General features: G+C 77.5%; 24 protein-coding genes. 14 read left to right on the top strand and 10 right to left on the bottom strand.

Translation table 11 applies throughout. The annotated features are described in order from the left end of the window. Nucleotides 1-95: 95 nt before the first annotated feature. Nucleotides 96-350, top strand: coding sequence for a hypothetical protein (locus D0Z06_RS22650; RefSeq protein ID WP_117379806.1), 255 nt, complete (start codon nt 96-98; stop codon nt 348-350). Here the strand turns inward: D0Z06_RS22650 and D0Z06_RS22655 are convergent. After that, entirely contained in the window at nt 307-1,527 is a 1,221-nt protein-coding gene (locus D0Z06_RS22655) for a YbfB/YjiJ family MFS transporter (protein WP_117379807.1), read from the bottom strand. The genes D0Z06_RS22650 and D0Z06_RS22655 overlap by 44 nt on opposite strands. Nucleotides 1,528-1,547: 20 nt before the next feature. On the opposite strand from D0Z06_RS22655, the gene D0Z06_RS22660 reads away from it, so the two are divergent. Then, nucleotides 1,548-2,147: a TetR/AcrR family transcriptional regulator gene (locus tag D0Z06_RS22660; RefSeq protein ID WP_117379808.1), complete on the top strand. Its 600-nt coding sequence runs from the start codon at nt 1,548-1,550 to the stop codon at nt 2,145-2,147. 95 nt (nt 2,148-2,242) lie between these two features. Next, nucleotides 2,243-3,070 carry an MOSC domain-containing protein gene (locus D0Z06_RS22665; protein WP_117379809.1) on the top strand — a complete coding sequence of 276 codons (828 nt, stop codon included), beginning with the start codon at nt 2,243-2,245 and terminating at the stop codon, nt 3,068-3,070. Between the two features lie 46 nt (nt 3,071-3,116). On the opposite strand, the gene D0Z06_RS22670 is transcribed toward D0Z06_RS22665, so the two are convergent. Together D0Z06_RS22670 and D0Z06_RS25970 are read right to left on the bottom strand one after the other, a co-directional pair. Beyond that, the gene (locus D0Z06_RS22670; protein WP_117379810.1) at nt 3,117-3,350 is read right to left on the bottom strand and encodes a hypothetical protein; all 234 of its coding nucleotides are present in this window, start codon (nt 3,348-3,350) and stop codon (nt 3,117-3,119) included. A gap of 13 nt (nt 3,351-3,363) precedes the next feature. Next, the gene (locus tag D0Z06_RS25970) at nt 3,364-3,705 is read right to left on the bottom strand and encodes a hypothetical protein (protein WP_199522483.1); all 342 of its coding nucleotides are present in this window, start codon (nt 3,703-3,705) and stop codon (nt 3,364-3,366) included. A gap of 285 nt (nt 3,706-3,990) precedes the next feature. Between D0Z06_RS25970 and D0Z06_RS25975 the strand changes: the two genes are divergently transcribed. The 6 genes from D0Z06_RS25975 to D0Z06_RS22700 all read left to right on the top strand — a co-directional run bounded on the left by D0Z06_RS25975 (nt 3,991) and on the right by D0Z06_RS22700 (nt 8,522). Then, the gene (locus D0Z06_RS25975; protein WP_199522484.1) at nt 3,991-4,959 is read left to right on the top strand and encodes an asparaginase; all 969 of its coding nucleotides are present in this window, start codon (nt 3,991-3,993) and stop codon (nt 4,957-4,959) included. Nucleotides 4,960-5,016: 57 nt separating this feature from the next. Next, complete coding sequence (locus D0Z06_RS22680; protein WP_117379811.1) at nt 5,017-5,907, top strand: polysaccharide deacetylase family protein; 891 nt, start codon at nt 5,017-5,019, stop codon at nt 5,905-5,907. Between the two features lie 117 nt (nt 5,908-6,024). After that, a complete protein-coding gene (gene dhaK, locus D0Z06_RS22685; protein ID WP_117379812.1) occupies nt 6,025-7,026 on the top strand; it encodes a dihydroxyacetone kinase subunit DhaK in 1,002 nt (333 codons plus the stop codon). Next, on the top strand, nt 7,023-7,655 hold the full coding sequence (gene dhaL / locus D0Z06_RS22690) for a dihydroxyacetone kinase subunit DhaL (RefSeq protein WP_117379834.1): 633 nt from the start codon (nt 7,023-7,025) through the stop codon (nt 7,653-7,655). The genes dhaK and dhaL overlap by 4 nt, the downstream gene beginning before the upstream one ends. A gap of 3 nt (nt 7,656-7,658) precedes the next feature. Further along, nucleotides 7,659-8,090 carry a dihydroxyacetone kinase phosphoryl donor subunit DhaM gene (dhaM, locus tag D0Z06_RS22695; protein ID WP_117379813.1) on the top strand — a complete coding sequence of 144 codons (432 nt, stop codon included), beginning with the start codon at nt 7,659-7,661 and terminating at the stop codon, nt 8,088-8,090. An 81-nt stretch (nt 8,091-8,171) separates the two neighbouring features. After that, nucleotides 8,172-8,522, top strand: coding sequence for a nuclear transport factor 2 family protein (locus tag D0Z06_RS22700; protein WP_117379814.1), 351 nt, complete (start codon nt 8,172-8,174; stop codon nt 8,520-8,522). 13 nt (nt 8,523-8,535) lie between these two features. Here D0Z06_RS22700 and D0Z06_RS22705 read toward each other — a convergent pair whose 3' ends face one another. From D0Z06_RS22705 to D0Z06_RS22725, 5 genes are all read right to left on the bottom strand, one after another. Beyond that, nucleotides 8,536-10,260: an alpha/beta hydrolase gene (locus D0Z06_RS22705; RefSeq protein ID WP_117379815.1), complete on the bottom strand. Its 1,725-nt coding sequence runs from the start codon at nt 10,258-10,260 to the stop codon at nt 8,536-8,538. Between the two features lie 121 nt (nt 10,261-10,381). Further along, nucleotides 10,382-11,227: an ABC transporter permease gene (locus D0Z06_RS22710; RefSeq protein WP_117379816.1), complete on the bottom strand. Its 846-nt coding sequence runs from the start codon at nt 11,225-11,227 to the stop codon at nt 10,382-10,384. Then, the gene (locus tag D0Z06_RS22715) at nt 11,227-11,985 is read right to left on the bottom strand and encodes an ABC transporter ATP-binding protein (protein ID WP_117379817.1); all 759 of its coding nucleotides are present in this window, start codon (nt 11,983-11,985) and stop codon (nt 11,227-11,229) included. Before D0Z06_RS22715 ends, D0Z06_RS22710 begins: the two co-directional genes overlap by 1 nt. Nucleotides 11,986-12,034: 49 nt before the next feature. Then, on the bottom strand, nt 12,035-12,553 hold the full coding sequence (locus D0Z06_RS22720; protein WP_117379818.1) for an EXLDI protein: 519 nt from the start codon (nt 12,551-12,553) through the stop codon (nt 12,035-12,037). Nucleotides 12,554-12,673: 120 nt separating this feature from the next. After that, a complete protein-coding gene (locus D0Z06_RS22725; protein WP_117379819.1) occupies nt 12,674-14,809 on the bottom strand; it encodes a DEAD/DEAH box helicase in 2,136 nt (711 codons plus the stop codon). Nucleotides 14,810-15,489: 680 nt separating this feature from the next. Here D0Z06_RS22725 and D0Z06_RS22730 point away from each other — a divergent pair. From D0Z06_RS22730 to D0Z06_RS22755, 5 genes are all read left to right on the top strand, one after another. Continuing rightward, on the top strand, nt 15,490-15,702 hold the full coding sequence (locus tag D0Z06_RS22730; RefSeq protein WP_199522485.1) for a hypothetical protein: 213 nt from the start codon (nt 15,490-15,492) through the stop codon (nt 15,700-15,702). 43 nt (nt 15,703-15,745) lie between these two features. Continuing rightward, nucleotides 15,746-15,928, top strand: a complete 183-nt coding sequence (locus tag D0Z06_RS22735; RefSeq protein ID WP_117379821.1) for a hypothetical protein — start codon at nt 15,746-15,748, stop codon at nt 15,926-15,928. 512 nt (nt 15,929-16,440) lie between these two features. Beyond that, nucleotides 16,441-16,644: a cold-shock protein gene (locus D0Z06_RS22745; RefSeq protein WP_117379823.1), complete on the top strand. Its 204-nt coding sequence runs from the start codon at nt 16,441-16,443 to the stop codon at nt 16,642-16,644. 112 nt (nt 16,645-16,756) lie between these two features. After that, complete coding sequence (locus tag D0Z06_RS22750) at nt 16,757-17,059, top strand: antibiotic biosynthesis monooxygenase family protein (protein ID WP_117379824.1); 303 nt, start codon at nt 16,757-16,759, stop codon at nt 17,057-17,059. A gap of 65 nt (nt 17,060-17,124) precedes the next feature. Beyond that, a complete protein-coding gene (locus tag D0Z06_RS22755) occupies nt 17,125-18,999 on the top strand; it encodes a S9 family peptidase (protein ID WP_117379825.1) in 1,875 nt (624 codons plus the stop codon). Here D0Z06_RS22755 and D0Z06_RS22760 read toward each other — a convergent pair. Then, on the bottom strand, nt 18,977-19,798 hold the full coding sequence (locus D0Z06_RS22760) for a class I SAM-dependent methyltransferase (protein WP_117379826.1): 822 nt from the start codon (nt 19,796-19,798) through the stop codon (nt 18,977-18,979). The genes D0Z06_RS22755 and D0Z06_RS22760 overlap by 23 nt on opposite strands. Before the next feature lie 269 nt (nt 19,799-20,067). Next, entirely contained in the window at nt 20,068-20,583 is a 516-nt protein-coding gene (locus D0Z06_RS22765; protein WP_147332113.1) for a hypothetical protein, read from the bottom strand. Nucleotides 20,584-20,939: the final 356 nt, after the last annotated feature.

A 20,939-nucleotide genomic window follows, 5' to 3' on the forward strand; every position in this document is an offset into this window, starting at 1 on the left:
CCGGCCGCCCCGCGGCCCTCCGCCCCGGTCCCCGGCGGAACCCGGTCGTTCCGGTCCACGGCGACGCCCCCCGGCAGGTGCGAAGTGGAACGCCGATGACCGATCCCGCCTTCTTCCCGACCGTCCTCGTCGACCCGCGGGCACCCGCGGCGGCCCGCCCCCGTCCCACACCGCTCCCGGTCGCCCGGGTGAACGCCGAGGGGGCTGCGGGCCGCCTCCACCTCGTCGACGGGGACGGCGCCTCGTTGTGCGAGCTGATCCCGGCACGGCAGCTCGAGCGGCTGCCCCTGCCCTGGTGCGACGTCGTCACCACCGCCCGGTGCCGGGTCTGCGCGGCGCTCGCCTCCTGACCGGCACGGCCGGGGCCGCGCCCGACGGGCGGGCGACCGGGCCGGCGGCGAGCAGCACCGTCCCCGCGGCGAGAAGGAGGGCGGCCGGGAGCCCGGCGAGGTCGGCCAGCCCGCCCAGGGCCACGGCACCGAGGGCCTGGCCGGCGGTGAGCCCCACGAAGAGGAAGGCCGCGGCGCCGGCCGCGCCGTCCGGCCTCGCCCGGGCCCCCCAGGCGATCAGCACACCGCTGAGCGCGACGAAGGAGCCGCCGAAGGCCCCCAGGGCGACCCCGGCGAGCCACGGGACGCCGGGCCGCAGGGCGAGCAGCGTGGTCGCCGCGGCCGCCACCAGCAGGCTGCCGCACCAGGCGCGGCGCACCCCGTGCCGCTCGACCAGGGCGCCGCTGACCCCGCCGGCCAGCCCCGCCGCGCCGAGCACGCACCACAGCGCACCGCTGACCGCAGGGGCCAGGCCGCCGTCCGCGGTCAGCAGGTCGCGCCCGAAGGTCCAGGTGCCGGCGCACCCCGCGCCGGCGAGGACGGCGGCGGCCGTCGCCCGGCCCAGCCCGTCCCACGGCCGACCGGCGGGGTGGGGGCCGCCGGTCGCGGCGGGCCACCGGGCGGACCGGTCGGCCACCCGGGTGACCACCAGCGCCAGGACGGCGAACCCCAGCCAGGCCGGCCGCCAGGCCCCGGGGACGGCGAGCACCAGCAGGCCGCCGGCCACCACGCCCGCGCCGGTGCCGCTGTTGACCACCCCCTGCGCGCGGGCCACGCCCGCCGGGCGGACCGTGGCGGCGACCGCGGCCACGAGCGCGGGCGTGGCCGCCCCGGCCCCGCTGCCGGCGACGAGCACACCGACCGCGAGCACCGCGGTCCCGGGCGCGGTCGCCACCACCACCGACCCGAGCGCGGCGCTGCCCCCGGCGACCCACAGCGCGGCCCGCGCCCGCCCCCGCGCCACCAGGAGCGGGGCCAGGAGGGCCGCGGCGCAGTAGGCCAGGTACCCCCCGGCCGCGAGCCCGCCGGCCGTGCCGGCGGAGATGCCGAACTCGGCCCGGAACTGCGGCAGGTAGAGGCCGAACCCGTACCGGGCCAGCCCGTAGGTGACCGCGATGACGGAGAGCCCGGCACCCACGAGCACCGCCGGCCGACCGGCGACCGGCCCGGCGACCTGCTGTAACGATCGTTCTGCCATAACGGGCGTTACAGTAAGCCGTGCCGCCCACCGCCGCGACCCGGCCCGCGCGCGAGCGCCTGCTCGCGGCGGCCGCCGAGCTGTTCTACGAGTCGGGCATCGCCGCGACCGGGGTGGACGCCGTCCTCCGGCGGGCGGGCGTCTCCCCCGCCACCATGTACGCGCACTTCGCCGGCAAGGATGCGCTCGTGGCCGCCTACCTGGAGCGGCGGCACGACCAGTGGCGCGCGGTGTGGGACGAGATCCTGGCCGAGCGCAGCGACCCCCGCGACCGCCTCCTGTCGGTCTTCGACGCGGTGGCGCGGTTCCGGGCGCGGTCGGACAGCCGCCGGGGGTGCGGCTTCCTGGCCGCCGCCGCGGAGCTGCCGCCCGCCCACCCCGGCCGGCACTGGCTGGCGGCCGACACGGCGCTGCTCACCGGGCGGCTCGCCGACCTCGCCCGGGACGCCGGCGCCCCCCGCCCGGCCGACCTGGCCGCGGAGCTGCTGCTGCTCTACGACGGGGCGCTCGCCGGCCAGGCGCGCAACGCGACCGTCCCGGGGTCGGCCGGCCCCGACCCCCTCGGCCGGGCCCGCGCCGCCGCGCGCGCACTGCTCACCTCCCGCCTCGGCGGCCGGTGAGCGCGGAGCACCCGGCCGGGCCCGGTCCCGGCGCGCGCAGCGGCCCGCGGCTGCCTACCCTCGGTCGGACCTGCGCCCGACCGGATGCGAGCCCCATGCCTGCCGTCTCCCGCCTCTCCGTGACCCCCGTCAAGGGCACCGCCCTCCACTCCCCGACCGGCCTGACGCTCACCCGCAACGGCGTTGAGGAGGAACGGCGCTTCCACCTCGTCGACGCCCGGCACCGGCTGGTCAACGGCAAGCAGCACGGGCCGCTGGTCACGATCACCGCGCGGTGGGACGTCGGGCGGCACCGGCTGTCCCTGGACATCCCCGGCCGCGGCCCCGTGGAGGGGACGACGGCCGAGCTGGGCGAGCCGGTCACCACCGACTTCTACGGGCGCCCGGTGGCCGGGCACCTGGTGGAGGGCCCCTGGTCGGCCGCCCTCACCGAGTTCGTCGGCGAGCCCGTCCACCTGGTCGCCGTCGACACCCCCGGCGACGCGGTCGACGTGCACCCGGTGACGCTCGTCTCCTCGGCCACCGTGGAGCACCTGCGCGGCGTCACGCCGGGCGGCGAACGGCTGGACCACCGGCGCTTCCGCATGCTCGTCGAGGTGGACGGGTGCGCGCCGCACGAGGAGGACACCTGGGTGGGCCGGCGGGTCCGGCTGGGCGGGGCCACGGTGCGGGTGGTCGGCCCGGTCCCCCGCTGCGTGGTCACCAACGAGAGCCCCGACACCGGCCTCGTGGACTTCAGCACCCTGAAGGCCGTCGCCCGCTCCCGCGGTGAGCGGACCGGGGACCTCACCACCCCGGTCGCCCACCTCCCGGACAACGGAGCGGTCGTCCTCGGCGTGTACGCCACCGTCGAGGAGCCGGGTCCGATCGGGATCGGTGACCGCGTCGAACCGCTCGCCACCGAGGCGGCCGTCGACCCCTGACCGGCCGGCGGCCGGGCGTCGGCCCCGCCCGGCACGCGCCCGGTCCTCAGCTGCGGTCCGCGTCGCCGTCCGCAGCGGGACGGCGGAGGGCCGCCAGCCGCTCGAGGGCGTAGCGGGCCGCGGGGTAGGTCACCCACTCGACGGCGGACGGCGCGCGGTCGCCCCCGGCCGAGGGTGCCCGGTCGTCGTCGTCGGCCGGTCGGCGCGGAGCGGGGACCGCCGGGCGGCGGTCCCCGTCGGTGCGCGCGGGGGTGGCCGCGGGATCCGTGCTGGTCGTCATGGTCGACTCCTGTTCACCGGTGTGCTGCCCGAGGGACCTCGGACGTGCCGTCGCGCCGGCGGCCCCGCTCGGCGCGGGCGCTCGCCAGGGCCTCGCGGAAGCCGTGCGCGTACCAGAGGGGGGCGTTGAGCCGGACCCCGGCGGGGGCGGCCCCCGCTCCCCCGCCCCAGACCAGCCGGGCCAGGTCGTCAGGGCTCAGCCCGTGGCACCACGAACCCACCCCGGCCGGACCCCCGGCCGGTTCCCCGACCGGCTCGACCTCGACCGCGAGCCGCCCGTCGGACCGGCCCAGCTCGCGCGCCGCGTCGAGGGCGCGCCGCAGCGGCGACGGCGGTGCCTGCTCTGTCGCGTCCACTGCCCGCCTCCGGGACCTCTCGTCGGGATCGCGGTACCCCCTCCCCGGGCCGCCCGGCGGGGGACGGGGTGGTGCACGACAGAGGGGACCGCGGGCCCCGGTGATACGTCGCGGGGCCGCACCGGCTCCCCGGTGGCGGCGACCGCGGCCGCCCGCCCGGGACCGCCGGGGTGGGCCGCCCGGCCGTGCCGCCCCGCCCGGGAGGTGCGCCGACGGGGCGGGCGTGGTCACCTGGGACCTGGTCGCCGTCCGCGTTCGCCGGTCCGGCGGCCGGGGGGAGGCGCCGTGCGACGGGTCCACCTGCTGGCGACGGGCGGCACGATCGCCAGCCGGCGCACCGCGGACGGCCTGTCGGCGGCCGTGCCCGCCGCCGGGCTGCTCGCCGCGGCGGGCGCGCCCGAGGGCGTCGACGTCACCGCCGGCGACCTCACGACCATCGCCAGCTTCGCCCTGACTCTGCCGGACGTGCGGCGCCTCGTCGCCGACGTGCGCGCCCGCCTCACGGCGGGCGTCGACGGGGTCGTCGTCACGCACGGCACCGACACGATGGAGGAGTCGGCGTTCCTCGCCGACCTGGTGCACGACGACGACCGCCCGGTGGTGTTCACCGGGGCCCAGCGCCCCTTCGACGCGCCGTCCCCGGACGGCCCGGGCAACCTCGCCGCCGCGCTCCGGGTGGCGGCCTCCCCGCTGGCCCGCGGGCTCGGGGTGCTGCTCTGCTTCGACGGCCTCGCCTTCGCCGCCCGCGGGGTGCGCAAGGTGGACACCCTCCGCAGCGCCGCCTTCGCCGCGCCGGGCCGGGGCCCGCTGCTGCGGCTGGCCGAGGGGTCGGTCCTCCCGCTGGCCCGGCCGGTTCGGCCGGCCGCCCTCCCCCTGGACCTCGACGCGGAGCTGCCGCGGGTCGACGTCGTCCCCTGCTACCTGGGGGCGGACGACGCCCTGCTGCACGCCGCGGTGGCCGCCGGGGCGGCGGGCGTCGTGCTCGAGGCGCTCGGCGCCGGCAACGTCCCCCCGGCGATCGCCGCGGCGACCGGCGACCTGGTGGCCCGGGGCATCCCCGTCCTCGTGTGCTCGCGGGTGCCGGCCGGCCCCGTCGCGCCCCTCTACGCCGGCGGTGGGGCGGCCCTGGCCAGGGCCGGGGCCCGCTTCGCCGGGGACCTGGGCCCCTGGCAGGCCCGGCTCCTGCTGGCCGCCGCCCTGGCCGTGGACCCCGGGGACCCGCAGCGGGTCCTCACCGACCGGCTCGGCCCCTGAGCAGGTCGCCCGCACCGGACCGGCCGCGCGCGGCCCTCCCGGAAGGAGCAGGCACGGATGAGCAAGGAGATCTTCGTGGCCTTCGGCGTCGACGTCGACGCCGTGGCCGGGTGGCTGGGTTCCTACGGTGGGGAGGACTCCCCCGCCGACATCTCCCGCGGCCTGTTCGCCGGGGAGGTCGGGGTGCCCCGCATCGTGGAGCTGTTCCGGCGCACCGGGCTGACCCAGACCTTCTTCTGGCCGGGGCACTCCGTCGAGACCTTCCCCGAGCAGTTCGACGCCTGCGTCGGCGCCGGGCACGAGATCGGCGTGCACGGCTACAGCCACGAGAACCCGATCGCGATGACCCGGCAGCAGGAGGCGGCCGTGCTCGACCGCTGCATCGAGCTGATCGAGCGGCGGGCCGGGCGCCGGCCCACCGGCTACGTGGCGCCCTGGTGGGAGTTCAGCCCGGTGACCAACGAGCTGCTGCTCGAGCGCGGCATCACCTACGACCACTCGCTGATGCACCGGGACTTCGAGCCCTACTACGTCCGGGTCGGCGACAGCTGGACGAAGATCGACTACTCGGCGCCGGCCGACACCTGGATGAAGCCCCTCGTGCGCGGCCGGGAGACCGACCTCGTGGAGATCCCGGCGAACTGGTACCTCGACGACCTGCCGCCGATGATGTTCGTCAAGAGCAGCCCCAACAGCCACGGCTTCGTCAACCCGCGCGACCTCGAGCAGATGTGGCGGGACCAGTTCGACTGGGTGTACCGCGAGCAGGACTACGCGGTCTGCACGATGACCATCCACCCCGACGTCGCCGGCCGGCCCCAGGTCCTGCTGGCCCTCGAGCGGCTCATCGAGCACGTCAACGGCCACGACGGCGTGCGCTGGGCGACCTTCGACCAGATCGCCGAGGACTTCCTGCGCCGCTCCCCGCGGGAGGCCGGCCCGGCGTGACCGCCCGGCGCCGCGGCCCCGGGCGCGCCGGGCACGCCTTGTGCGCGCCCGGTGCCCTTCCTAGCCTCCTGCCATCCCGCGCCCTCGGCACGGCGCAGGCCGACGTCAGGAGCCCCGGTGCAGAAGCTCGTCAACGACCCCGCGGACGTCGTCGCCGAGGCGCTGCGGGGCCTCGCCGCGGCCCACCCCGACCTGCGCGTCGACCACGGCGAGCGCGTCGTGTTCCGGGGCGACGCCCCCGTGCGCGGCAAGGTCGGCCTGGTGTCCGGCGGCGGCTCGGGCCACGAGCCGATGCACGCCGGGTTCGTCGGCGCGGGGATGCTCGACGCGGCGTGCGCCGGCGAGGTGTTCACCTCGCCCGTGCCCGACCAGGTCGTGGCCGCGACCCGGGGCGTCGACGGCGGCGCCGGGGTGCTGCACATCGTGAAGAACTACACCGGTGACGTCATGAACTTCGAGATGGCGGCCGAGCTGGTGGCCGCCGGGTCCGACACCGAGGTCGTCGCGGTGGTCACCGACGACGACGTCGCCGTCCAGGACAGCCTCTACACCGCCGGTCGGCGGGGCGTCGGCGTCACCGTCCTCGTCGAGAAGCTCGCCGGCGCCGCGGCCGAGGAGGGCCGGCCGCTCGCCGAGGTCGCCGACGTCGCCCGGCGGGCCGCCGCCAGCGGCCGCAGCATGGGCATGGCGTTGACCTCCTGCACGGTGCCCGCCGCCGGCCGGCCCACCTTCGACCTGCCCGAGGGCGAGATGGAGATCGGCATCGGGATCCACGGCGAGCCGGGCCGCCGCCGCGTCCCGCTGGCGCCGGCGCGGGAGGTCGCCGAGATGCTCGTCGAGCCGGTGCTCGGCGACCTGGACATGACCGGTGGCGACGAGGTGATCGCCTTGGTCAACGGCATGGGCGGCACCCCGCTGATCGAGCTCTACCTCATGTACGCCGAGGTGGTCGCCGTCCTCGAGCGGGCCGGGGTGCGCGTCGCGCGCAACCTGGTCGGCTCGTACATGACCAGCCTCGACATGGCCGGCTGCTCGGTGACCCTGCTCGAGGCCGACGACGAGCTGCTGCGGCTGTGGGACGCCCCCGTGCGCACCCCGTCCCTGCGCTGGGGCGCATGAGCGCCGTCGACGCCGCCGCGGTGGCCGCCTGGGTCCGGGAGTTCACCCGGCTGGTGCACGAGCAGCGCGACGAGCTCACCCGGCTCGACGCGGCGATCGGCGACGCCGACCACGGCACCAACCTCGACCGGGGCACGGCCGCGGCCGTCGCCGCCCTGGGGGCCCGGCCCGCGGACGACGCCGCCGCCGTCCTCACGACGGTCGCGATGACGCTGATCAAGACGGTCGGCGGCGCCAGCGGCCCGCTCTACGGCACCTTCTTCCTCCGCGCGGCGGGCGCCCTGGACGGGGACGACGGCCGGGCGGTCGCCGCCGCGGTGCGGGCCGGGTACGACGGCGTCGTCGCGCGGGGCCGGGCCGAGCGCGGGGACAAGACGATGCTCGACGCGCTCGGCCCGGCGTGCGACGCGCTCGACGGGGCGGTGGCCGCGGGCCGGTCGCTGGAGGAGGCCCTCGGCGCCGCCGCGGAGGCGGCCGCCGCCGGGCGGGACGCCACCGCGCCGCTGGTCGCCCGCAAGGGCCGGGCCAGCTACCTCGGCGAGCGCAGCGCCGGCCACGTGGACCCCGGGGCGGCCTCCGCCGCGCTGCTGGTGCAGGCCGCCGCCACCGCGCTGGCCGGCAGGGGCTGAGCCGTGCCGGTCGGCCTCGTGGTGGTGTCGCACAGCCGGGCGCTGGCCGACGCCGCGGTCGAGCTCGCCCGCGGCGTGCTGCCCGGCCGGGACCTGGCCGTCGAGGTGGCCGCCGGCGACGTCGACGGCGGCCCCGGCACCGACGCCACGGCGATCGCGGCGGCGGTGACCGCCGCGGACGGCGGGGACGGCGTCGTCGTCCTCATGGACCTCGGCAGCGCCGTCCTGGCGGCGGAGACGGCGCTGGAGCTGGTCGGGGCCGACGTCCGCGAGCGGGTGGTCCTCTCCCCCGCCCCGCTGGTCGAGGGTCTGGTCGGGGCGGCGGTGGTCGCGGCCGCGGGGGCGGCCCGGGCGCAGGTGGCGGCCGAGGCGCTGCGCGGGCTGGCCGCCAAGCAGCAGCACCTGTCCGGCGGACCGGCCGCCGACGGCGGCTGACGGTCGTGGCCTCGGCCCCACTGCGCGGGCCGGCCGGCCCGGTAGCGTCCCCGCGACGTCGTCCCGGAGGAGCCGCCGACCATGACCGCCGACCGCGAGCCCCTGCTGCGCTCGCTCTACGCCGCGTTCGACGCGCGCGACATCGACACGGTGCTGGCGGCCATGGCGCCCGACGTCGACTGGCCCGACGGCTGGCACGGCGGGCGGGTCGTCGGGCACGACGCCGTGCGGCGCTACTGGGAGGCCCAGTGGGCCGAGATCCGCCCCTCGGTCCGGCCGACCGCGGTCGCGCAGCGGGACGACGGCACCGTGGAGGTCGCCGTCCACCAGGTGGTCCGCGACCGCACCGGCACCCTCCTCGACGTCAGCGACGTCCGTCACGTCTACGCGTTCGACGGCGACCTGGTGCGTCGCATGGACGTCGAGCGGTAGCCGAGGGCGCGGGTCAGCCCCCGGCGACCAGCTGCCGCAGCCGTTCGGTGTCCGCGTCGGTCCAGCCCGGCGGCTGGGCCACCTCCGCCCACGCGTCGGCGTAGTCGGCCTCGTACCGGTGGCCGTGCCCGTCCGGCACGCCGGTGGAGAACACCAGGTCGGCCGTCACCTGCCAGAAGGTGACCACCGGCAGCCAGACCATCTCCGGGGACACGTCCGGCCCCCGCTCCCCCTCCAGCCAGTCGGGCCGGCTCAGCAGCAGCCGCGGTGACCACCACACGATCGGGTCGGAGGCGTTCTGCAGGTAGACGACCCGGGGCCGGTCCCACGGGCCGGGGGGCTCGGCGAGGTCCGGGGCCTCGTCGGCGAACCGCACGGTGCGGCCGTCCTCGACGACCGGCAGCCACTCCGGCGTACCGGCGTCCCGGTCGGCCACGAGCTCCCGCCACAGCTCGTTGAAGTTCGGCGGGCCGGCCCACACCACGCCGTCGGTGCGGTTGGCGATGTCGGCCAGCCCGCTGAAGGCGGCCTCCCCGCCGAAGGTCCCGAGGCTCTCGCCGAAGACGAGCAGCCGCGGCCGGTCCTCCGGCGGCAGCTGAGCCCACGCACCGTAGACGGCGTCGAACAGCGCCCGGCCGGCCTCGCGTGCCTTCGCCTGGTCGACCAGGAAGGACAACCAGCTGGGCAGGTAGGAGTACTGCATCGCCACCATGGCGGTGTCGCCGTTGAACGCGTACTCCAGCGTGGTGCTCGCCGCCGGGTCCACCCACCCGGTCCCCGTGGTGGTGACCACGGCCAGCACGGCCCGGTCCAGGCCCCCGGCACGCTGGAGGTCGCGGACGGCGACCGCCGCCCGGTCGGCGGCGTCCTCGGCGGTGGCGAGCCCGGCGTAGGCGCGCACGGGCTGGAGCGCCGGGCGGCCGGAGAACGCGGCCAGCTCCTCCGGCGTGGGGCCGGTGCCGACGAAGTTGCGGCCCTGCAGGCCCAGCGAGTCCCACGCCACCAGGGAGCCCGGGCCGCCGGACCGCTCGGGGACGGTGGGCTGCACCGCCCCCGCCTCGGTGCCGTCGTCGCGGACGCCGAACGCCGAGTTCGCCGCCTCGACCAGCCCCCCGAAGAGGACGCCGTTGAGCAGGAAGACCACCAGCGCGCCGGCCAGGACCACGCCCAGCGGCCGCGCGATGCGGCCGGGGAGCACCCGGCCCAGCGTCCGGACCAGCCACCGGCCCGTCCACCGGACGCCGCGGGCGACGGCGACCAGCCCCGCGAACACCAGCACCGCCACGACGACGACGCCGACGGCGGACCACCCCTCCGGCGGGTCGAGGCCCACCAGCCGGTGGATCTGCCGCTGCCAGCGCACCCCGAGCCACAGCGCGACCACGACGAGCACCGGACCGGCGACGGCCACCACCTGCCAGGCGCGGTGGCGGGCGGCGGCGGACAGCCGCCGGTCGGCGACCTCGGCGACGAACCAGGCGATCGCCACGCCCACGCCGTAGCCGATCGCCGCCGTGATGCCGGCGACCAGGCCCTGCAGCAGCCAGCCCCGGGGCAGCAGCGAGGGCGTGAGGGAGGCGCAGCCGAACACGAGGGCGCCGACGGTGCCGCTCCACGGGTACCGCGGCAGCCACCGGGTCCACGGGCGCCGGGGGCGCGGCTCGGCCCCGCCCGCCGACGACCGGGCGGGGACCTCCGGGCCGGGGTCCGGCGTCCGGGTGGCGGGTTCGGTGTCCATGTCGCGCTCCGCTCGCGGGAGCGCCGACGATAGCGACGCCGCGACCGGCCGGACTCCCACGCGGAGGATGAGACGGGCGGCCCGGGCGCGGGCGCACGACCACGGCCGGTGGCGGGCGCGCTCAGACGCGGGGTCGGCGGTACGCGGAGCGGGCCCACAGCCAGCCGAGGACGGTCAGGGCCAGGCACCAGGCGACGGCGGTCCACGTGGTCGACGCCTCGAGGGGACCGCCGCCGAGGAGTCCGCGGACGGTCTCGATCACCGGGGTGAACGGCTGGTGCTCGGCGACCACCCGGACAGCGGTGGGCATGGTGTCCACGGGGACGAAGCCGCTGCCCAGGAACGGCAGCAGCAGCAGGACCATCGGAGTGTTCGACGCGGACTCGACGGAACGGGCGGCCGCGCCCATCGCCACCGACAGCCAGGCCAGCATGAGCGCGAACAGGGCCGAGAAGGCCGCGAGCCCCAGCCAGTCCGGCCCCCGCGCCCCGGGCCGGTAGCCCAGCAGCACGGCCACGCCCAGCACGCCGGCGGTGGCCAGCAGCGTCTGCACCACGGCGCCGACGACGTGCCCGCCCAGCACGGACACGGGCGCGACGGGCATGGTGCGCAGCCGGGTGGTGATGCCGCCGGTCATGTCCATCGCCACGCTGATCGCCGTGGACTGCGCGACGCTGGCCGCCGTGATCACCAGCACCGCCGGGAGGATGTAGGCCAGGTACGCCGCGCGTCCCGCCGCCCCCGGCGAGACGCCCGGGGCGACACCGGCGCCGAACGCCCCGCCGAACACGTAGACGAACAGCAGCAGCAGGACCACCGGCGTGCCGACGATGAGCACGGTCAGCGAGGGGTAGCGGACCATCCGCAGCAGGCTGCGCCGGGACATCGTCGCCAGGTCCCCGGCCGCGCGGGCCGGGCCGGAGGGACCCGCGGGCAGGGGGGCCGGGGCGGGTGCGGCCGCGGTCATCACGCCACCTCCGCCGCATCGCCGGGGGCGGTCAGGGCGAGGAAGACGTCGTCGAGCGAGCCGGTGTCGTGCGCGGCCTTGAGGCCGGCGGGGGTGTCGTGGGCGACCAGGCGGCCGCCGTGCAGGACGGCGACGGAGTCGGCGAGCTGGTCGGCCTCCTCCAGGTGCTGCGTGGTCAGCAGGACGCTGACGCCGCCGGCCACCAAGGCGCGCACCTGGTCCCACAGGTCGTGCCGGGCGCGCGGGTCCAGACCCGTGGTGGGCTCGTCCAGGAACACGACCTGCGGGCCGCCGACGAGCGTCATGGCCAGGTCGAGCTTGCGGCGCATGCCGCCGGACAGCTGCTGGCCGGGCGTGCGCACGGCGTCCGCCAGGCCGAGGCGCTCGACCAGCTCGGCCGTGCGGCGGCGCCCCTCCGCCCGGGGCAGGTGGAACAGGTCGGCCATGAGGCGCAGGTTCTCGGCCACGGTCAGCAGCGGGTCGACGGCCGACAGCTGACCGGTCACCCCGATCAGCCGCCGCACCGCCTGCGGCCGGCGGGCGACATCGTGGCCCAGCACGCGCGCGGTGCCGCCATCGGCGGGCAGCAGCGTGGCCAGGATCGAGACGGTGGTGGTCTTGCCGGCGCCGTTGGCACCCAGCAGGGCGGTCACGGTGCCGGTGGGCACCGTGAGGTCCAGGCCGGCGAGCACGGTGCGGTCGCCGTACCGCTTGGCGAGGCCGACGATGTCGATCGCCGGGGTCGGATCGGTGGGCAAGGTCGCTCCTCCTGGCCGTACCGGGGGTCCCCCGGCGGCGCCGGGGGCGTCAGATGTCGAGGTCCTCGACCTCGGGCTCGGTGGCGTGGGCCTCCACCAGGGCGGCCAGCTCGGCCGGCACCGCCGCCCGCAACTCCTCGAACGTCGCGAAGACCTCGAGGACGGCCGTGGCGGGGGTCTGGCCCCACTGCTGGTCGGCGCTGACGTGCTTGCGCCAGCCGGTCAGCCGGCCCTCCGTGCCGGCGGTCCACACGAACCCCTCGGGGCGGGCGGTGTGCACGGCGAACTTCCCGGTGCGGGTGCGGTAGACGCGGTAGTGCTCGACGCTCTCACCGGTCGACCGGTTCCAGTCGGCCAGCAGCACGCCCTGGAAACGCTGCAGCCTCCCCGGTGCCACGCCGACCCGGACGGTGACCTCCTCGAAACCCGCGAGGCGCCCCTCCTCGACCTCGACGAGCCGGCGCAGGGCCCGGGAGATGGCCGCCGAGAGGTTGCCCCCGGTGAGCTCCTGCGCGCGCTGGAAGACGGGCAGATCCGCGTCGGAGACGTAGATCGTCTTGTTCGGCACGGACCGATCGTAGCCATGTCGGAAGTATACGTACACGTCTACGTATAGCAAGGGGCGTGCGCGCGGCCGCGCGGGTCGCTGCGCGCGTACGGGCGGGTACCGCGACCGGCCTCCGCCGCGTCAGACCTCCGCGCGGTTCCGGAGCGCGTCGGTGAGCAGGGCGACCAGCGCCTCGAGCTGCACGTCGGCCGAGGAGGCGACCTCCTCGTCGGACCCGTCCAGCGCCCGGGCGGCGAGGCCCGCCTTGCTGTCGATCAGCTCGGCGATCCGGGCGTCGATGGTCTGGGCCGCGATGATCCGCCACGCGGTGACCGGCTCGGTCTGCCCGATGCGGTGGCTGCGGTCGATCGCCTGGGTCTGCTCCGCGTCGGTCCAGGACAGCTCGGCCAGCACGATGTTCGACGCGACCTGCAGGTTCAGCCCCACACCGGCCGCCGTCAGCGAGCAGACGGCGACCGCGACACCGGGGTCGCCCACGAACGCGTCGATCTGCCGCTGCCGGGCCGACGGCGTCTGGTCCCCGCGGATCGAGGAGTACCGGACCCCGAGCCGGTCGAAGGTCTCCTCGGCGGCGTCCATCACGTCGACGTGCTTGGCGAAGAAGACGACCTTGCCGGCGCTGCGGGCGAGCTGGGCCGCGTAGTCCGCGGCCAGGCCGGCCTTGGCCCGGCCGATGCGGCGCATCATGCCGAACACGTTCTCGCCGGCGTCGGTGCCGGTCGCGTCCTTGAGCTCCCACCCGGCCACGGTTCGGACGAGGGCGTGGTCGATGCCCTCGACCTCCGTCGCGCCCGAGCGGGCGGCCAGCGCCGACTCGTAGCGGGCCACCAGCCGGCGGGCGAGGTCGCGCTCGGCCGCGCGGATCGACCGGCCGGCCGCCCCGTCGAGCTCGACGGGCAGGTCGGCGACGCGGCGGGCGGGGATGTCGGCGGCCACGTCGACCTTGCGGCGCCGGACGATGCCGCGGTCGATGACGGCCTGCCGCGCCGCGGGGTAGAAGCCGGGGTCCGCGGGGGTCAGGCCGGCCTCCTCCAGGGCGTCCATGAGCTCGCCGATCGGCTGGGACTCGTCGATCCAGCCGAGGAACTGCCAGATGGACCGGAAGTCCTCGATGTCGTTGATCAGCGGGGTCCCGGTGAGCGCCATCAGCAGCGGCCGCGCCGTGCGCGACCGGATGCGGTCGGACAGCGCCAGGACGTGCTGCGAGCGCTGGGCGGTCTTGTTCTTGATGAAGTGCGCCTCGTCCACGACCATCCCGCGGAAGCCGAAGGCCCCCAGCCAGCCCACGTGGCGGTCGAGCACCTCGTAGTTGACGACGACGACGTCGGCGAAGCCGTCGACGGTCTCGCCGTCGCCCTGCACCACGGTCGCCGAGCGGTGCGGGATCCAGCGGGCGGCCTCGCGCGCCCAGTTGGTCTTGACGACGTTCGGGACGACGACCAGCAGGGGGTAGGCATCGGCGGCCTCGGCGGCGAGCAGCGACTGGGCCGTCTTCCCCAGCCCCGGCTCGTCGGCGAGCAGGAAGGTCCGGTGGCCGGCCGCGGCCGCGGCGACGAGCCGGCCCTGGTGCGGCATCGGCTCGAGCTCCGCCGGGGCGAACCGGTCGGTCGGCTCGGGCAGCTCCAGGCACGCCGGCGCGCCGCCGCCGGCGCGCTCGAAGGAGTTCAGCAGCGGGCCGAGCAGTTCCCACCCGGCCAGGCGACGGGGCCGGGACGGGCGCTGCGGGACGGCGGAGAAGTCGGGTGCGAGGAAGGGGTTGGCCAGCTGCCGGGAGACCACCGACTGCGGCACCACGCGCCGCTCCTCGCCGGCCGGGGGCTCGGCGGGCGGCACCGGCGCGACGTCCTCGGGTACGGGCTCGATGCCGGCGTCGCGCAGCAGGTCGGCCTTGACCTCGCGGGCCCGGTCGGAGACGACGGCGTCGTCGGCGAGCAGTGCGAGCAGCCTGGAGTCCCGGACGGCCGTCGTCGCGAGGACGGTCGCGATGCCGTCCAGCCGCTTGAGCCGCTCGGCCCGCTGGCCGTCGCTGCCGCCGGCCTCCAGGACGCGGGCGCGCTCGTCCCGCAGCAGGAGGGCGACGGCCTGGAAGGTCGCGCGCACGGTGGGCGTCACGCGACCGCGCCGGGTGGCCGCCTCGACCTCGCGGGCGGTCCGGGCGAGCAGCGCGACGACGTCGCCGCGCTGGCGGACCGGTCGCTGCTTCCGCGGGGCGGCGGGACGGCGAGCGCCCCTCTGGCGCTGGCCTGCTCGAGCCACGAACTCCTCCTCACGTGCCGGGCACGGTCGCCCCGGCAGCACGCTGCACCGCCCGACGGGCAGGCCGGGAACGCCCGGCGCGGCCCCGGCGCCCGGGGCGGTGGCCCCGGGACCCGCGCCGCGGGCCGCATCGGGCCCTGCCGGCCCGGTGGGCCCTGCGCGGCCTCGGCGGACCTCGCGGCTGTCGCTCAGCCGCCGCTCGGGTGAGCGGGTCACCACGGGACGCGGGGGCAGGGTGCGAGGACCGGGGCTCGGTCCTCGCGTCGGTACCTCTCGGTGTCAACGCATCGGAGAGTACGCAATTCCCGCTCGCCGCCCGCACCTCGTCCCGCCCGGACGGGTACCCGGGGGCGCGTGGGGCCGGTGGGGCCCGCTCCCCCCAGCGGGCCCGCACGCGGGTGGCGGGGGCCTGGACCCGGGCGCCGCCGGCCACCACGACCCCGACCGTCGTCCGGGCGGGCAGGCGCGCGGCGGACCGCTCCGACGACGCTGCGTGACCGCCGCCCGTGGGTCGGCGGGATGGCCCGGGCGCGGGGCCCCGCGCGGTTCCCGGGCGCGCCGGCGCGCGGGACCCTCGTCCCGTCAGCCGCGCCCGGCGGGGGCCCGGCGCCGGACGCTTCCGCAGGAGCCCACCGCGCACCTGCCCGGGCGCTGGGCACCCGGCCCCGGACCGCGCCCCCGTGACGAGGACCGAGGAGGACGGCATGGACGTCGGCGAGCTGACCCGCCTGCTCGGGGAGGCCGAGGAGCACCACAGCCGGTACGAGGCGACCGCCCCGCCGCACCACTGGTCGGGCTGGTACGCCGGCTACATCGTCGCGCGCCTGGACGGCAGGACCGAGGACGAGGCCGTCGCCGCGGCCACCCTCGGCACCGAGGGAGCACGGCGCTGACCCGGACCGCCGCGTCCACCCACCCACCGGAGGGAGCCGTGCCATGAGCACCGGACCGCAGGACCCCGGCAGCCGCGGTGGGCCCCGGACCCCGGGGGCGCAGAGCGCGGCGGATCGGCCCACCGACGCCCTCACCCAGGAGGACGCCGAGGCGCGGGCCGACATCGAGGAGGACCGGCGCCGGCAACGGGCGCTGGACGAGGCGGAGCTGGGCGGGGAGGCCTGAACCCCGCGCCGTCAGGCGCCCGCGCGCGGCCCGGGGGCGGTCCACCCCGGTCTCCCGGAGCCCGGTGACGGCCAGGGACGCGGCCGGTCGGGTACGGCTCGATCCCGGCGTCCTCGGTCGGGGCCGCCACCACCGGCCAGCCGACCGGCCCGAATGCGGACGATGCGCTCGGCCAGCTCCGTCCGGCGGGACGGGTCCTCCGGCTCCTGGACCGCGACCCGGCCCCGGTACAGGTGCCGGTCGTCGACGGTGATGTCCGTCGGACCGGGCTCGGCCACGGGCGGGTCCGGGTCGACCGCGGCGACGACGCGCCGCGCGCCGGGCCCGGTGACGCGGCACCGCCTCGGGCTCCGACGTGTCTAGACTCGGCCCCGGTCGCCGTCGTGCCTCTGCTTCGTTCTCGGACGTCCGCAGTCGTCTCTGCCTGACGTTCCTCTCGGTCCTGCCGGTCGGTGCGGCGACCCGGGACCGGCGGTCGTCGGCCCTGACACGACAGCACGGAGGAGAACGACATGGCCCAGGGCACTGTGAAGTGGTTCAACGCGGAGAAGGGCTTCGGCTTCATCGAGCAGGACGGCGGCGGCCCCGACGTCTTCTGCCACTTCTCGGCGATCTCCGGGACCGGCTACCGGTCGCTGGACGAGGCGCAGCGGGTCGAGTTCGACGTCACCCAGGGCCAGAAGGGCCCGCAGGCGGAGAACGTCCGCGCGCTCTGAGCGGACGACGGGAGGGGGCACGGCGACGCGTCGCCGTGCCCCCTCCTCGCGTCGGTGGCCGGGGTGCCCGCCGCGGACGAGACTGGGGGGACCCCCGGCGGAGGAGCTCGCGATGATGACCGTGGTGACGACGACCCGGCTGCGCCCGGGCGGGGAGTCCGAGTGGGACGCGGCCGTGCGTGCCCGGTTCGAGTCGGCGCACGACCGGTCGGGCTGGGTGTCGGGCCAGCTCCTCACCCCCGCGGACGACCCCCGCACGCGGGTCCTCGTCGGCACCTGGCAGAGCCGGGCCGACTGGGAGGCCTGGCACTCCGACCCCGCCTTCCTCGAGCAACGCTCGACGCTCGAGCGGCTCGAGGAGGAACCCAGCCGCACCGAGTGGTTCGAGGTGGTGGCCGACGCCCGCCGCGGCTGACCGGCCCGCCTCGTCCGGTCCGCCGCACGCCCCGGCCCGCGCCGCGGCACCCCCGGGCGGGTCCCGTGCTGGCTGAGCTGCTCCGCGCCCGCTCGACCGCCGTGCTGGACCGCGCCGGTGACCACCTGCTGCTGCGCACCGACGCGACCGGGGTCGACCGGCTGGCGGAGTGGCACGCCGGGGCGGTGCGCCCGCTCCCCGCCGGCGAGGAGCGGGTCACCGCGGCGCGCTACCGGCCCGGACGCCGGCAGGCCGTGGTCGAGGGCGACGCCGGTGGCGACGAGCGCAGCCGGGTGTGGCTGCTCGACCTCGACGGCCCGCTCCCGCGCGGCCGGCCGGTGCGGCGGGACCTCGCCTCCGACCCCGCCGCCGTGCACCGCCTCGCCGGGATCAGCGCGAACGGCCGGACGGTGGCGGTGCTCGCCAACCGCCGGGACCGGACCGTCTTCGACGTGTGGCTGCTCGACCCCGACACCGGCGAGGAGCGGCTCCTGCACCGCGGCGACGGCTGGTGGCAACCCGCCTCGGGTTTCTCCCCGGACGGCCGGTGGCTGTCGGTCCTGCGCCCGGGGCCCCGCCCGCTGGACACCGACCTGCTGCTCCTCGACGTCGCGACCGGTCGCGCGCGGGTGGTGCTGCCGCACCCCGACGTGGCGGCGCTCGTCGGGGCCCCCGCGTGGGTCGACGCGACCACCCTGGTCGTCAGCAGCGACCTGGGCCGGGACCGCTCCGCCCTCGTCCGGGTCGACCTCACCACCGACGCGGTCGACGTCGTGCTGGCGCCGCCCTGGGACGTCGCGGGGTGGACCAGCCCGGACGGGCGGACCCTGCTGGCGGTGACCGACGTCGACGGCAGCAGCGCCGCCGAGCTGCTCGACGCCCGGACCACGGCCTCGCGGGGCGCGCTCCGGCTCCCCGACCCGGACACGGTCATGGCCGGGAGCCACCTGCTGCCCGAGCCGTTGGTCGCCGACGACGGCAGCGTGCTGGCGACCTGCACCGCGCCGGGCCTGCCGCCCGGGGTCTGGCGGCTGCGCGCGGACGCGCCCCCGCAGCCGGTGGCCGGGGACCCCTCCCCGGTCGACCCGGCGCGGCTGCGGCGCCCGGAGCGGCACACGGCGACCAGCGCCGACGGGGTGGACGTGCCGCTGCTGGTGCACCGGCCCGACGCCCCGGCCGGCGGCCCGCCCCCGCCGGGCGTGGTGGTGCTGCACGGGGGACCCGAGGGCCGGTCGCTGACCGACTTCTCCCCCGTCGTGCAGGCGCTGGCCGCCCGCGGCTACCTCGTCGTCCTGCCCGACGTGCGGGGCTCCACCGGCCACGGCCGGCGCCACGCCGGCCTCGACGACACCACCCGGCGCCTGGACTGCCTGCACGACCTCGCCGCGGTGCACGGCTGGCTGGTCGGCGCGGGCGCGGACCCGGCCCGGGTGGCGCTGTGGGGCACCTCCTACGGCGGGTACCTGGTGCTCGCCGGCTGCGCGTTCCAGCCGCGGTTGTGGGCCGCCGGCGTCGACATCGTGGGCATCAGCGACCTGATCACCTTCCTGGAGCGGACGGCGGACCACCGGCGCGCCCACCGCGAGCGCGAGTACGGGTCGCTGCGCACCGACCGCGGCTTCCTCGCCGCCGCCTCGCCGCTGCGGCGGGCCGGGGACGTCCGCGCGCCGCTGTTCGTCGTCCACGGCGCCAACGACCCGCGGGTCCCCGTGGCCGAGGCCCGTCAGCTCGCGGCCGCCCTCGGCAGCCACGACGTGCCCTGCGAGCTGCTCGTCTACGACGACGAGGGGCACGGCCTGGCCCGGCTGGCCAACCGCCTCGACGCCCTGCCCCGGGCACTCGCGTTCCTGGACCGGGTCCTGGGGCACACCCCCGCGGAGGCCGGCCCGGGCACGGACGGCTCGGGCGGGTCCCGGCTCAGAACCGGTAGTGCAGGATGAGCGTCCCCTTCCGGGACCACCACGTGCTGTGCGCCTGCAGCCGGTAGTAGGTGCGCAGCGCCCTGGGGAACTGCGCGATCTCGGCTTGCCGGCTGATCAGCATCTCCTCGACCAGCTCCAGGGCGGGGTTCCAGCGTTCGGGTTCGCGCGGGTCGTCCATGCCGGGGAACCTCACCTGGTCGGCGACGGACCTCGTGCCGCGGGCGTGCCGGGCCACCCAGATGGTGAAGCGCGTGTAGCCGTTGAAGACCAGCTCCCCGCTCGGGAAGTGGTCGACCAGCCGGTCGACGAGCGCCTTCACGTCGTCCTCGGCGAGGAAACCCACCAGGCCGTCGGCGGTGACCACGGCGGGCCGGTCGGTGGGTAGGGCGGCCAGCCAGTCCGGGTCCGTCACGTCCGCACCGATGGTGTGCGCCCGCGCGCGATGGGGGACGACGCGCTCGCGGGCGGCCACCACCTGGGGGAGGTCGACGTCGTACCAGTCCACCGTGGACGGCGGTGCGATGCGGGCCGACCGGGTGTCGAGGCCCGCGCCCAGGTCGAGCCCGACCGCATCGGGGTGACGGGCGATGAACCGGGCCGCGACCTCGTCGATCTTCTTCGCCCGCAGCGCCACGTTGAGCACGAGGTCGGTGTTGGTGTGCAACCGCTCGTGGTCGTACTCGAGGGCGCGCACGATCTCGTCGGCGATCTCGTCGCCCAGGACGGGGTGCTGCGAGCGGTTGTCGAGCGCTCTGCAGCACAGCGTCAGGAACAGGCTGGCTTCGACCGGTGTCAGAGCCGGCAGGGTGATCGACATGGGTGCCGTCCTCTCGGTGCGGTGACGAGCGCGGTGCGAGCCACCCCGGCGCGACGGCCCGGGCGGTGCCCCCCGGGGGCCGGGCGAGGTGATCGGTGGCGCAGGCCGCCCGCACCGCTCTGGCGGGGCCGCTGAGCAGGATCCCGGCGGAGGCGTCCCGGAGACCCAGCGCGTCGTCACCGGGCCCCGGTGGCTGCGACCCCTCGTGCTCCCACCCGGCGTCGACCCAAGCGCATCGCGGACCCGGTGTCACGGGTCGGACGTCCCGCTCACGTTCCCGCGGGAACGTCCGCACCCGTACCCCGCGGCAGGCCGAGCTCGTCCACGGCCTGCTCGTAGCACTCGTGCAGCAGGACCAGCCGGTCGACCAGCCGGTCGACGTAGGCGGCCGAGGTGCGCACCGGCCAGGGCTCGGACATCAGGGCCCAGAACAGCCGGTCGACGTCGCGGCCGCCCGCGTACGAGGCCCAGGCCGACGGGGGCAGCTGCTGGCCGAGGACGGCGGTGAGGCGCCGGGAGACCGACCGCTGGAGCCGGGCGACGGCCGGGGCGGCCGCGGGGGGCGCGGGCACCCCCCGCGGCCGGCGGGGACGGCGCGGCGGGTGGCCCGCGGCCGGGGGCGGGACCCCCAGGCCGATGGCCCGCCCGAGCAGGGGCACCAGCCGCGGCCGGTCGGCGGCCGACAGCCGGTCGTTGGCGTGCCGCAGGACCGCCGCCAGCTCCCCGTCGACGCAGCCCGGTGCGTCGCTGAACGGCTCCCCCGCCAGCAGGGCGGTGTACTCCATGAAGCAGGCACCGCGGGCCGGGTTCCGGTGCCTGCCCCGGCTCAGGACCGGCATCGACGCGGGACCGTCGGACATCGTCCCCCCACAGCTCGGCGCGCGGACGCGGCGCCGGCGGGCCCCGGCCCGCGCCCCGGCCCGCGCCATGGCACCGGTGCCCCACCGGTCCTCCCAGCGTAGGCCCGCGCGGGGCTCAGGCGCGTTATGGGGGTTGACTTATGCAACCCCCAGGTCGGCGGCGTGAACCCGTAGCAGGGTGTGCGCGGCGATGGTGGCGGCGGTGCGGGTCAGCAGGCCCCAGAAGGTGTGGGCGCCGTGGCGGGCCAGTTCCATCCGGTCGGTGAGCTCGCCGAAGGTGA

This window comes from Geodermatophilus marinus (assembly GCF_003428645.1).
In the GTDB taxonomy this organism is placed as follows: domain Bacteria; phylum Actinomycetota; class Actinomycetes; order Mycobacteriales; family Geodermatophilaceae; genus Geodermatophilus.

Excerpts from the sequence above, each read along its gene's own strand:
- D0Z06_RS22700 (WP_117379814.1), top strand. The coding sequence starts at position 8,172 with ATGACCGCCGACCGCGAGCCCCTGCTGCGCTCGCTCTACGCCGCGTTC.
- D0Z06_RS22655 (WP_117379807.1), bottom strand. The coding sequence starts at position 1,527 with ATGGCAGAACGATCGTTACAGCAGGTCGCCGGGCCGGTCGCCGGTCGG.
- D0Z06_RS22750 (WP_117379824.1), top strand. The coding sequence starts at position 16,757 with ATGATGACCGTGGTGACGACGACCCGGCTGCGCCCGGGCGGGGAGTCC.
- D0Z06_RS22760 (WP_117379826.1), bottom strand. The coding sequence starts at position 19,798 with ATGTCGATCACCCTGCCGGCTCTGACACCGGTCGAAGCCAGCCTGTTC.
- D0Z06_RS22765 (WP_147332113.1), bottom strand. The coding sequence starts at position 20,583 with ATGGAGTACACCGCCCTGCTGGCGGGGGAGCCGTTCAGCGACGCACCG.
- D0Z06_RS22680 (WP_117379811.1), top strand. The coding sequence starts at position 5,017 with ATGAGCAAGGAGATCTTCGTGGCCTTCGGCGTCGACGTCGACGCCGTG.
- D0Z06_RS22670 (WP_117379810.1), bottom strand. The coding sequence starts at position 3,350 with ATGACGACCAGCACGGATCCCGCGGCCACCCCCGCGCGCACCGACGGG.
- D0Z06_RS22650 (WP_117379806.1), top strand. The coding sequence starts at position 96 with ATGACCGATCCCGCCTTCTTCCCGACCGTCCTCGTCGACCCGCGGGCA.
- D0Z06_RS22735 (WP_117379821.1), top strand. The coding sequence starts at position 15,746 with ATGAGCACCGGACCGCAGGACCCCGGCAGCCGCGGTGGGCCCCGGACC.
- dhaL (WP_117379834.1), top strand. The coding sequence starts at position 7,023 with ATGAGCGCCGTCGACGCCGCCGCGGTGGCCGCCTGGGTCCGGGAGTTC.
- D0Z06_RS22665 (WP_117379809.1), top strand. The coding sequence starts at position 2,243 with ATGCCTGCCGTCTCCCGCCTCTCCGTGACCCCCGTCAAGGGCACCGCC.
- D0Z06_RS22705 (WP_117379815.1), bottom strand. The coding sequence starts at position 10,260 with ATGGACACCGAACCCGCCACCCGGACGCCGGACCCCGGCCCGGAGGTC.
- D0Z06_RS22745 (WP_117379823.1), top strand. The coding sequence starts at position 16,441 with ATGGCCCAGGGCACTGTGAAGTGGTTCAACGCGGAGAAGGGCTTCGGC.
- D0Z06_RS22710 (WP_117379816.1), bottom strand. The coding sequence starts at position 11,227 with ATGACCGCGGCCGCACCCGCCCCGGCCCCCCTGCCCGCGGGTCCCTCC.